At 73.1% G+C, this 12,138-nt stretch carries 5 protein-coding genes; 1 reads left to right on the top strand and 4 read right to left on the bottom strand.

Annotation, left to right across the window (positions count from 1 at the left end; translation table 11 throughout):
* On the top strand, nucleotides 1-2,658 hold a 2,658-nt coding region (locus ACIBBD_RS27405), incomplete at its 5' end, for an SDR family NAD(P)-dependent oxidoreductase (protein ID WP_399422249.1).
* A gap of 173 nt (nucleotides 2,659-2,831) precedes the next feature.
* Here the strand turns inward: ACIBBD_RS27405 and ACIBBD_RS27410 are convergent.
* The 4 genes from ACIBBD_RS27410 to ACIBBD_RS27425 all read right to left on the bottom strand — a co-directional run bounded on the left by ACIBBD_RS27410 (nucleotide 2,832) and on the right by ACIBBD_RS27425 (nucleotide 12,135).
* Entirely contained in the window at nucleotides 2,832-3,410 is a 579-nt protein-coding gene (locus tag ACIBBD_RS27410; RefSeq protein WP_399422250.1) for a LuxR C-terminal-related transcriptional regulator, read from the bottom strand.
* A 591-nt stretch (nucleotides 3,411-4,001) separates the two neighbouring features.
* Entirely contained in the window at nucleotides 4,002-6,824 is a 2,823-nt protein-coding gene (locus ACIBBD_RS27415; protein WP_399422251.1) for an AAA family ATPase, read from the bottom strand.
* Between the two features lie 768 nt (nucleotides 6,825-7,592).
* Nucleotides 7,593-10,487 (bottom strand): ATP-binding protein, encoded by a 2,895-nt coding sequence (locus ACIBBD_RS27420; RefSeq protein ID WP_399422252.1) that lies wholly within the window; start codon nucleotides 10,485-10,487, stop codon nucleotides 7,593-7,595.
* Between the two features lie 265 nt (nucleotides 10,488-10,752).
* Complete coding sequence (locus tag ACIBBD_RS27425; protein WP_399422253.1) at nucleotides 10,753-12,135, bottom strand: acyltransferase; 1,383 nt, start codon at nucleotides 12,133-12,135, stop codon at nucleotides 10,753-10,755.
* Nucleotides 12,136-12,138: the final 3 nt, after the last annotated feature.

Below are 12,138 nucleotides of genomic sequence, written 5' to 3' on the forward strand. Positions count from 1 at the left end.
GAGGCGCAGGGCCGCCGCACCTCCCGTCTGCGGGTCTCCCACGCTTTCCACTCGCCGCTGATGGAGCCGATGCTGGCGGACTTCCGTCAGGTCGCGGAAGGCCTCACCTACGCCGCCCCGTCGATCCCGGTCGTCTCCAACGTCACCGGACGCGTCGCCGCAGATGGCGATGTGGTGACTGCCGAGTACTGGGTGCGGCACGTCCGCGAGGCCGTCCGGTTCGCCGACGGCATCACCACCCTGGCAGGGAAGGGCGTCACCCGGTTCGTCGAACTGGGCCCCGACGCCACCCTCACCGCACTCGCCCGCACCGTGCTCGGCGACACCGCCGACCCGGTCTGCGTCCCGTTGATGCGCCGGGACGCGGCCGAGGAGGTCACCCTTCTGCGCGGACTGGCCGCCTTCCACGTGAGCGGCGGCACCGTCGACTGGACGACGCTGCCCGCCGTCCGCGCGCACGCCCGAGTGGACCTGCCCACCTACGCCTTCCAGCGCACCCGGTACTGGCCCGCTGTCGCCGACTCGCACGCCGTCGCGTCGGTGTCGGCCTCACGGGCACCCTCCGCCGACGACGCCTTCTGGTCGATCGTCGAGGAGGAGAGCGCCCAGGGTCTGGCCGGGCGCCTCGGAGTGCCTGAGGACGCGCTCGACGCGGTGCTGCCCGCGTTGACGTCGCTGCGGCGGGAGCAGATCGAGCGCGGGGCGGCCGACGCGTGGCGGTACCGCGTCGGCTGGCGGCCGGTCGACGTGGGAGCGGCCGCACCGGTGACGGGGCGCTGGCTCCTGCTGCAGCCGCCCGGTGGCGCCGCCCTCGAAGGGCTCGAGGAGTTCGTTCCGTGCCTGGAACGGGTGGACTGCGACGTGCGGGACCGCAAGGGGATGACCCGGCTGCTCCAAGCGGCGGTCGCCGAGGGCGAGGCGCCGGCCGGTGTGCTCTCCTGCCTGACGGCGGGCGCGTCCGGTGCCGACGACGGCGCTCCCGGCGTGGTCACCGCGGTGGTGGACACCGTGGCCCTGATCCAGGCCCTCGGCGATGTCACCGTGAGCGCCCCGCTGTGGGTGGTCACGCAGGACGGGCCCGGGCCGGACGACGCGCCCGAGGACCCGGCGCAGGCCGCTGTGTGGGGCCTGGGACGAGTGGCCGCGCTGGAGCATCCCGACCGGTGGGGCGGACTGGTCGACGTGCCGCGCCGAGCCGGTCGTGCCGAACTCGGCCGTCTTGCCGCGGTGTTGGCGCGTGCCGACGAGGACCAGGTGTCCCTGCGCGGCACGGAGGTGTCCGCGCGGCGACTGCGCCCGGCGCCCCTCGCCGATACCGCGCCGGACGGCGCCTGGCGGGCTCCCGCCCGGGTACTGGTCACGGGCGGCACGGGTGCGCTCGGCGGGCGGGTGGCCCACTGGTTCGCCGAACACGGCACGAAGGAGCTCGTTCTGACGAGCCGAAGGGGATCCGCCTCCCCGGGTGCGGCTGATCTCGTGACGCGACTGCGCGCGGCCGGAGCGGAACGTGTCGACGTCGTGGCCTGTGATGTCGCCGAACGCGCAGAGGTCGCCGACCTGCTCACCGTGCACCGAGTCGACGGCGTCGCCCACGTGGCGGGTGTCCTGGACGACGATCTGATCGACGCGATGACCGCCGAGAACGTGGAACACGCGCTGCGAGCCAAAGCTCTGGGCGTGGTGCACCTGGACCAGCTGACGCGGGCCCGGGAGCTGGAGACGTTCGTGGTGTTCTCGTCCATCGCCGGTGTGTGGGGGAGCGGTGGGCAGGGCGCGTACGCGGCGGCAAACGCGTGCGCAGACGCGGTGGTGGAAGCGCGTCGTGCGCGGGGCGAGGCGGGGCTTTCGGTGGCCTGGGGCCCGTGGGCCGGCGGGGGGATGGTGTCGGACGCGGGTGCGCGGGAGCTGGAGCGCCGCGGGCTGCGGATGATGGAGCCGGCGCGGGCCCTGCAGAGTCTGGGGCGTGCGCTGGACGCGGGGGACGCCACGGTCGTGGTCGCGGACGTGGAGTGGGAGCGGTTCGTCCCCGCCTTCACCAGCCGTCGGCCCAGTCCCCTGCTGACCGCTCTTCCGCGGGCGGTGGCCGCGCTGGACCGGGAGGACCAGACCGGACGCCAGAGCACCGGGGCGGCCCGCTCCGCACTGGTGGAACGAGTGATGTCCCTGACCGCCCAGGACCGGTCGGCCGCCCTCCTCCTGCATGTGCGGCAGGTCGCGGCCGCGGCACTCGGTCACGCCCCGGACGCCGTCCCCGCGGACCGGGCGTTCCGTGACATGGGTTTCGACTCCCTCACCGCCGTCGAACTGCGCGACCGGCTCACCAAGGACACGGGGCTGAGTCTGCCCTCGACGCTTGTCTTCGACCACCCCACACCGGCCGCCCTCGCCCGTCACCTGGCCGCCGAACTGGCCGGTGAGGGCGGGACGGTGGCGGGCATGCTGGCCGACCTCGAGACCGGCATCCGACGCATCGTGCAGGCCGATCCGGACCGGGACGCGCGAGCGCTGCTCGGCACGCGGCTCAGGGCGCTGCTGGCCGAGATCGAAGGCGGTACGGCCGACGACGAGGACACGGACGGCGCCGCGCTCAGTGACCGTCTGGACGGCGCGAGCGACGACGAGCTGTTCGATCTCATCAGCCGGGAACTCGAGCAGTAGGCGGCCTGCCCGGGGCGGCGGGCGCCCCGCCCCGGGCACACATGCCGGCGGCCGTACCAGGAGGAGTGGTACGGCCGCCAACTGTCCTGTGTGCCGGAGTCCGGATCGGTCGGTCTCGCTCCCGCGCCGTCGCGGACAACCGGACCGGCCACGGAGGAGGAGAGATACGCGAGTTACTTGATGAACTCCGGCAGGACCCGAGGCGGCCACTGGCCCACCGTCAGCATGCCCATGGAGTGAGCACGGGCCACCAGCGCCGCTCGGTTGGGGGCCTTGAGCTTCCGCAGCATGAGGCCGACGTGGTACTCGACGCCCTGCCGGCTCAGGTAGAGCCTGGCGGCGAGCTGCACGGTCGAGGCCCCCGCCGCGATCCCTTCCAGGACCTGCGCGTCGAGTTTGCTGAGCAGCCGCTCCCGCGGGATGCCGACCACGTCCTCGGCGGCCGTGCCGTCCGCCTCCGAGTCGGGCCGTACCTGCACGACGATGCCGGCCAGATTCCCGGTGGTGTTCTGCACGGCGATGCCGGTCAGCTCGCCGGAGAAGACCCGGCCCGCGGTGCTGAGGCCGACCATGCGCTCGGCGAAGCGGTTGGAGCGGCCCTCGGCGAGCCGGATGAAGTGACGGTTCAGCACAGAGGGCGCCGAGGGGTGGAGCAGGTCGTACAGGCTGCGGCCGCAGGTGTCGGCCGGGGTGCGGCCGAACTGGCGCGAGAAGTCGGGTTCCGCGGCCACGATGTGCATCTCGGGATTCACGTGAGCGGTGTAAAAGCGGCGGTTCACCATCGCATGAGCCCGGGACTCCTGGGTATTCCGGCCGGCGATGCCCTGATGCGGTATGGACGCCCTGTCTCGGGTGTGCGGGGGAATGACTACGTGCGTGGTCACTTCGATGCCCGTCTTTCTGCGTTCAGATGTGGGGGATGCACGCACCACCTGGGAGCGCATCTGATCACAGGTGGTGCAAACTCGGCCGGGTCTCGGTCAATGACCCGTCGAGTCAATCTCTGATCAACTGGGGGAGAGCCTAGGAATGCCCCTCCAGGCCGGTCAAGCAAACCTTTGCGTGGCGGCAAAACACTGTGGTTCGGTGGTTCGGTGGTGCGGTGCGGTGGACCCTCCGGGGGCCTTCCTGATGTCCGGCCACCCGGCCTGACCAGCTCAATCACCGCTGACCGCGAAGTTTCGCCCGCCCTCGGGGATCGTCGGGGCGGCGGCCGCGGCCGCCGGGTTCCGGCCTGGTCGTCCGCCGGGTGGGCCGACCCGCGTGACCGTTCTCCGCCGGGGGCTGCCCGTTTCCCGCCCGATTTCCGGGAAGACGCAGCGCGTATGCGGAAGTGGCGCGGGTCACGTGGGTGGCGTTTCGCCGCGTTCCTCAAGGGCTTGGGCGAGATCCGGGCGGCCCGCGATTCCCAGTTTGCGGTACGAGTTGGTCAGGTGCTTTTCGACCATGCGGGAGGACGTGCCCAGCCTGGCCGATATCTCGGTATTGCTGAGGCCGGCGGCCGCCAAGTGTGCCACTTTCCGCTCGGACGGGGTCAGCCTGTCGGTGGCCGAGGAAGTCCCTCTTACACGCTCGTCCCTCCTTCGCGCGATTTTCTCCGCCAGAGCGTCGGCTCCGAGGCCGACCGCCAGCTCGTGTGCCCGTTTGAGCGCGGCGGAGCGCCGTCTGCGGTCCGTTTCGGAGTGGGTGCCGAGGGCGTACAGCGCCTTGCACAGCTCAAGCTCGTTGGTCGCGTTCTCCAGCACCCCGACGGCTTCTTCCAGCACGGTCACGCCCTCTCGTCCCTGGGAGACCCTGCCGAGGGTCACCAGGGCACGTCCCAGCCGCACGGGAGCACCCCACGTGCGGGAGCGCTCGACCTCCAGGCGCGCTGCCGCCACCGCCTCCTCGTGCTCGCCCAGACGGTGGTGCATGAGGGCGGCGCAGGACGACCAGGGGACCGCGACCGGGTTGTACCAGCCGATGCGCTCCGCGCGCCGGCCCGCGGTCTGGAAGTGGACGAGCGCGGTACGGGTTTCGCCGCGTCCGGCCGCGAGTGTGCCCCGCGCCAGGTGCAGCAGCGCCGCCAGGTGCTGGTTCTCGGTGTGCAGTCGGTGCTGGGTGAGGATCTGTTCCGCGAGCTGGGGTTCCTCCGTGTGGAGGGCGACGATCGCCAGGACGGCGGCGCAGACGGTCGGCAGGCCCCCGGTGTCGGGTCCGGCCAGGGCGTCGGCCTGGACCACCTTCTGCCGGGCGTGGACCAGTTGCCCGTCGGCGAGGGCGACCAGGGCCTGCTCCGCGCGGATGACGGCCTGCTCCACGTCACCCCCCGTGCGCTGCGCGAGCCGGTGCGCCTCACGCAGCCAGCCGGCCGCGCCGTCCGTCCGGCCGGCGCCGGCGAGGATGTTGATGACCAGCGGCGTGGTGCTGTGGACGTGCTCGGGGGTGGGCGTCTCGCGCTCCAGCAGCCGGGCGCACAGCAGCGACAGTTCCTCGGCGGAAGCGGCGTTGGCGACGAACGCGACGTGCATGAGCGACGTCACCAGTTCACGCTCCCCGGTGGTGCGCAGGGAAGGGGTGGGGCCCAGCTCCCGGAAGCGGCGCAGAGCGCGTTGCACGTGCGCGGGATCCTGTGCCGACAGCACGTGCTCCCGGGCTTCCAGACGCAGCGCGAGTTCTCGTTCCGTCCAGTCGTCCGGGTCGGACCGGCCCAGTTCCTCGGCAACGGCCCGCCGTACGGAGTCGATGCGGAACGCGGCTGGATCCATCAGCAGAGGGCCCAGCCGTGTCACGGCGTCGGCGCGCTCCCATACCGACTCCAGCAGCGGTACGGCTTCCGCGACGTGCCGCAGGGAGGCGGCGGAGGCGAAGCTGCGCTCGGCGGTCGCCAGGTCGATCAGCAGGCGGCCGCGGTCGGGCCCGGTGGGGGAGGTGTCGAGCAGCGCGCGTCGCAGGTAGCGGGCGGCGTCCCGGGGCGAACCGCGGCGCAGCGCGCTGTCCGCGGCGGTCCGCAGGATCTCCACGGCCTGCGGGCCGTGCAGGGTGATGACCGACATGAGCTGTTCCGCTGCCAGTTCGGCCGGATGACCGGTGCGGTGCAGCAGTTCGGCCGCCACGCTGCGCATGGCGGTGCGCTCGGCCGCGGGCATGCTCTCCTCCAGCAGGTCACGCAGCAGCGTCCCGGGGATGAGGAAGCCGGAGTGCTGCGCCACGAGTCCGGTCAGACGCAGGACGTCGATGGCTTCCGCCCGCCGGTCGTCGTCGATCTCCGCCAGGTAGGTCACCAGTTGGGGGTCGGCGGCGTCATCGAGCACGGTCAGCGCGTAGGCGACGCGCCGGACGTGGTCGGGCTGCGACCGCAGGAAGGCGGTGAGGCGCCGGCGAGCCCGTTCCGGACGGAGGGCTGCCGCTGCCGCGCAGTTGGCCTCGGTGGGCTGGAGCTGCTGGTACTGGGCCTCGTCCACCAGGGCCTTCACCAGCAGGGGATTGCCGCCGGAGCGTTGCAGCAGGGTGTCGACGAATGTGCCGTGGGGCGGCGCGTCACAGGCTTCCTCCACCAGCAGACGCACACCGTCGCGGCTGAGCGCGGTCAGTTCCACGGTACGGTCAGCCGGCTCCAGTAGTTGTCGGACCTGGTCCCTGGTGCCGCGTACGTCGCCGGGGAGGACGGACAGGACGAACACGATCCGGTTCTGCCGTCGCTGCGCGAGGGACGGCAGCAGCGCCAGCAGGGACTCACTGTCCGACCACTGGAGGTCGTCCACCATCACCATGACCGGCCGGTCCGACGCCATGGACGCGAGGAGAGCGGTCAGCCAGCGGGGTGCCTGCCGAGGGGTGACCGAGGACCACGGCGGGACGGATCCGGTGACGTGAGGTCCCGCCGTGTCTGCCGCGGCCGCCGCGTCCCTCAGCCAGCGTCCGCTGTCGTCGGCGGGTGCGGTCACGAGGACCGAGTCCGCCAGCTGCCGCACGACCCCGAGCGTGAAGTTCTCCTCGGCGGCGGCCGCCTGTGCTCGCAGGGTCAGGAAATCCTCGGCGTCCGCGAGGGCCGCCACCGTCTCCAGGAACGTCGACCTGCCCACTCCGAGCGGTCCTCGCACGACCAGGAGGCAGCCCTCCCCCTCCGCGGCGCGGCGCAGTGCCGACGTCGCCTGCGTCAGTTCGGACCTGCGCTCCAGTAGCAAGGCTGTGGTTCTCCTTCATCGGCACGGGCCGCCGGCCACCGCTCCGGGTGCGGCCGGACGCGGCTCCGTGAGCGTTGCGCACCCTGCGGGCGGTGCCGCGGGACCGCCGGGACTCCTGTGGGCACAGCACCGGACTTCTCACGGGGGTTGGCCGAACCCGGGCCCGGCACGCTGAGGCCCGGGAGTGTCGGGCCCGCGAAATCGCTGACACAAGGGAGTTCCTGAAGCTCGGTCACAGCTGTGGGAAAGCCTGGGGACGAGCAGATCACAGCAAGGTGCGCGGCGGCAAGACCAGTTGGGCCGTACATACCCGAGGGAGGTCGGCAGCGAGGAGAATCGTCACCTTCGGCATGTCGCATGCGTAAGCGGAACGACGTGGGGAGTCGGCTCCCGGGTGGCGTGCGGCGGATGGGCGACCTGAGGGCTGCTGCGTGATGCCTCCACATGCGTGTCTTCGGTGCTCACCTCCGCGCCGGTCGCGGATGGCCGCAGCTGGTCGCGCAGGAGAAGAAGGACGACGGGGTGAACCGGAATGCCGTGGAACTCGGTGGGGCGGGAAGTGCGCCGAAATACGATGGGCCGTTCCGAAGAGAATGCGGCCGCCTGTCAGCCGATGGACAATGTGCCCGTCGGGCCTTTATCACCATTCCGTTCGTCGCGCATGGCCGGCCGGACATCGACAGCAATACGACAGCGACCCGGCCGTGCGGAAGGTGCGCCGGAAGCCGTCGGGATTTCTCCGGTCCCCTCGGCGCACCGCGCGTCCGATCACACCTGCCGGGTTGCGCCCTGGGCGTCCGCCGACTCCAGAGCGTCGCGCAGCTGCCGCCTGCCGGACAGGCCGAGCTTGCGGTAGACGGAGGTCAGATGAACCTCCACGGTGCGCTGGGTGACGAACAGGGTCTCCGCTATCCACGCGTTGGACCGCCCGTCCGCCGCCAGCCGGGCCACCTGCGACTCGCTGCGGGTGAGGGCACCGAGCCCCCGCGACACGCGCCGGCGCGGACGGGCGCCCGTGGCCAGCAGTGCCCGGTGGGCGACGTCGTGCAGGGAGCGGGCGCCGAGCGCGTACGACTCCTCCCATCCCTGCCGCAGCACTTCCCGCGCCGCCTTGCGGTGACCGAGGGCGTCCAGGGCGCGGCCCCTGGCGACCTTCACCCGCGCCGTCAGCAGTGCCGCCCTCGTCCCGCCGAGCACGTGCTCGGCCTCCTCCAGGAGCGTCGCGCGCTCGGCGCCGTCCACTGTCGCGGCCCACAGCTCCAGACCGGCGCCCAGCGCGAGCGGCAGGTGCGCCGACCGGGCCCCGTCGACGGCCTCTTCGGCCAGCGCGCGGGCCGCACGGCGGTCGTCCAGCGCGAGGTGCGCCCGGCCGGTCCAGTACCACCAGGGCGAGACGGCCGGGTTGACGCGCTGCCAGGCCGCCTGCCGGCGTCCGCACTCCCGCAGGTCGGCCAGCGCGCGCACGGCGTCCTTCTGCGCCAGCCGGAGCCGGCCGCGGGCGCACAGCACCTCGTTCCACTGCCAGGCCTCGCTCCGGGCCGGATCGGGCACCCGCTCGTCCAGGTCGGCGGCCTCCGGCAGTTGGCCGCGGTCCAGGAGCGCGTGCAGTCGCACGGCCAGCGGGAGCGCTTCCTGTGCGGTGGCGCGTGCCACGGTGGTGTGGCGCAGCGCGTCGGTGGTGTGGCGCAGCGCGCTGTCGAGGGCACCGAGCCGTTCGTGGGCCTCGGCGCTGAGCGCGAGCAGGCTGGCGTAGGTCTGGTCGGGCAACGGGTCGGTTCCGTCGATGAGTTGACCGTAGACATCCTGCGCCTCGTGCGGCAGGTCGGCGTAGAGCAGGACCGAGGCCGCGACGGCGAGGAAGGCGGGGTCGTCCGCGGTGGGTCCGCCCCGCCCGGTGACTTTGCGTGCCGCCGCGACCGACTCGGCCACCCGGTCCATCCGGGACACCGCGATGACGGCCCGGGCGGCCAGCAGCGCCCGCTCCTGGGCGGTGTCGCCGGGCAGCCGGAGGTCGAGGGGCACCGTGTCGAGCAGCCGCGTGAAGGCGGCCCGGTCGACCGTGGACGCCATCAGCAGCTGCGCTTCCAGCAGTCGGGTGCTCTCGGCACCGGAGGGCAGGGTGGCCGGGTCCGCGCGGCACAGCTCCAGGAGTTCGACGGCACGGTCCACCCGGCCCTGGCGGGTCAGCGCGTCGGCGAGGGAACTGAGGGCCGTGAACCGCAGGTCCGGGGAGGTCGTCCGGTCGAGGGCGGCCGTCAGGTGCCGGACACTGGCCGCCGGGTCCAGCCGTGCCTCGGCCGTGCCCAGTTCGATCAGCAGCCCGGGATCGCAGTCGTCGGCGGCACCGTCCGGAACACAGGGCCGCAGCAACTCAACCGCCCGGCTCGCCGCCCCGACCACCATCGCCTCCCGGGCCGCTTCCCGCAGCACGGTCGTGGCCCACGGCTGGGTCGCCGTGGCGGCGGACCGGCACAGGTGGGCGGCGACATCCGCCGCGCCGGCACCGATGTCGTGCAGCAGACGGGCCGCGCGGCCGTGCGCGGCGGCACGCTCGTCGTCCGGCAGGTCGTCGAGCACGGCGCGGCGCACCAGCGCGTGCGTGAAGGCCCACCTCCCCTCGGGGCGGTCGCCATTGACGAGTCCGAGCGCGCCCAGCACCGACAGGGACCGGTCGAAGGAGGTGGCGTCCACCAGGGCCAGCCGCGCGCACAGTTCGTGGGCGGTCCCGTCCCCCAGCACCGCCATGGCACGAGCCGCGTCCACCGTGGCCGGTGCCTGGCGGTGCAGCAGGCGCACCACACGGGCCCCGAAGGCCTGCATGTCCTGCTCGGTGACCGTGCTCAGCTCGGCGCCGGTCAACGGCAGGTCCTCCGCGTACAGCGTCCGGATGAGCCGGGTCGCCAGCAGCGGATTGCCGTAGCTGGCGGCCAGGCACGCCCGCTGGAACGTCGCGTCGGGCTCGGCGCCGGTGAGACGGCGGGCGAGCGCGACGAGGCCCGGGCCGGTGAGCGGACGAGGCCGCAGCACCCGGCAGGACGCCAGGGTGGCGATCTCGGCGAGGGCCGGCGCGTCGGCACCGGTGCGGCACACGAGGGCCAGCAGCACCGGCAGGCCCGCCAGCCGCCGCGCGGTGTGTGCCAGCAGGCGCTGGGAGGCGGGGTCGGCCTCGTGCGCGTCGTCCACGGCGATCAGCAGGGGAGCGCGTGCGGCGGCCCGCCTGACGACGTCGTGCAGCCGCGTCAGCACACCGAACGACACCTCCGGGGTGTCGTTGTCGCAGCACAGCAGCGCGGGTGGCCGTCTGTCGGCGAGCCCGTGCGCCGCGAACGCCCCTGGTGTCGAGGGCGGTGGGGCCTGATCGTCGTCCGGCAGGCCGGTCAACAGGGTGTGCGCGGTACTGAACGGCAACCGGTGCCCGTCGGCGGCCTCCGCCTGGAGGACGCGCAGCTCCAGGGCGTGCGCCTCGGCGATCAGGGCCCGCAGCAGGGCCGTCTTCCCGATGCCGACCGGGCCCTCCAGGACGACGAGACCGGACCGTCCGGTGGCGGTGTGCCGCAGCAGCTCACCGAACAGGGCGAGCTCCCGTTCCCGCTCCACGAGTTCCGGGGGTGGGGAACCGGTGCCGGAGTCCGGGTGGCTGTGACCCTCCGAGGCAACGATCATGACCGTGTCCCTCTCTCCCGGCGTTGCGAGGCAGAGCCAGCATCCAGGCCACGACGGCCGGCTGTCGCGGGTGCGCGCCCGACGGTTCGGCCGGACGACCTGACCGTTGCCTGCCATCTTTGCCCAGACCAGCCCGGCCGATGTCCTGGACCCCCCTTTTCCCGTCCGCCGGGATCCATCCCGCTCGGTTTCCCGGCCGACGCGTACCGCGGCCGACCGCCCGCCCCGCGCGGCCGCGGCCCTCCACCGCACCCCCGGCGAGACCTCACCCCGTGAGGCCGGAAACCGCGTACGGATGCAGCCGCTCCTGCCAGCGGCCGGTGCCGGCCAGGACCGCGTTCGGCTCGGACAGGCACAGGTACACGTCCCGGCCGCCGTCCTCCTCCGGCGTCGGCGTGATGTGCACGGTGGGCACCGGCAGGTCGGGGAACTCGTACCAGAACGGCCGCCCGGCGCCCAGATCGATCCGGTACAGCGGAAAACGCGACCAGTTGTTGACGGTCAGGGACGTCTCGGACACGTCGAGGGCGTGGGCCGACATCACGTGCCGGGAGACGCCCCGTCGGCGGTAGGAGCCGAGGAAGGCGATCTCGTCGCGGAGCTTGTCCTCCGTGTTGTCGCGCAGGCACCGGCGCACGTCGCCCGCCACCGCCCCCAGGGACCGGCCGCGCAGTTCTCCGGCGGGCAGCGACGTCCAGCTCTTGCTGACGCAGTTCCCCCAGTACGACGACGGCAGCGCGTCGCCCAGCCCGGATCGCGCCCCGACGACGAGTCCCAGCCACTCCACCACCTCGTCCGGATGCGCCCGCAACTCGCCCAGCACACGCCACAGATGGGCCGTCAGCACGTCGTTGGTGGACACCCAGGCGCCCGCGTCCGTCAGTTCCCCCAGCGCCCGGCTCTTCATCGCCGCCAGCTCGGCCGCCTCGAACCGGGTGGTGACGGTGACGCGTCTGCGCAGACCCGGGCGCAGCGTGGTCAGCAGGTGCCGCATCCGGCCGACGCCGACGAACACGCGGCCGGCCCGCGTCGCCGGGTCGTCCGACGGCCGGCCGAGCGCGTCCAGCGCCCGGCGGTCGTGGCTGGGGTCCTCCCAGGGCAGCCCGAGGTGCTCACGCGACCAGTTCTCCAGGAAGGCGAGGGTGCTGCCGCCGTCCGCGAGACTGTGGCTGATGAGCACGCCGAGGACCGAACCTCCGCCGCGCATCTGCGTGAGCCGGATCTTCAGCAGGGGAGTGTCCCGGCCCACCACACCGAACGGGCTCACCTCGCGCACCACGTCCCCGATGACCGGCTGCGCGCGCAGCAGGTGACCGTACTCGCGCATCGGGTCGGGACAGGACGCCTCGGTGAAGCGCACGCCCGCGTCGTTGCACAGCACGCTCAGTCCGCCGTCGGCGTCCCGCTCCAGCCGCCCCGCCAGCAGCGGATAGCGCAGCAGGGTGCGGGCCAGTGAGTCGCGCAGCGCCTCGCCGTCGAGCGTCTTGCGGTAGAAGAACGTCAGCGGCGTGTACCAGGGGCCGGTCAGCAGGTCGTAGGCGGAGAGCCGGACCCGGCCGCCGTCGGCCGTCCCGGCCCGGACCGTGTGCACGGACTCCACCCGGCTGTCGACCACCGTCCGCAACGGCGGAACCCGCCTTCTCGCCACGGC

Origin of the sequence: Streptomyces sp. NPDC051315 (assembly GCF_044455165.1) — a bacterium.
Lineage (GTDB): Bacteria > Actinomycetota > Actinomycetes > Streptomycetales > Streptomycetaceae > Streptomyces.

Bases quoted from the DNA above. Each gene is read 5' to 3' on its own strand.
- ACIBBD_RS27420 (WP_399422252.1), bottom strand. From the start codon at position 10,487: ATGATCGTTGCCTCGGAGGGTCACAGCCACCCGGACTCCGGCACCGGT.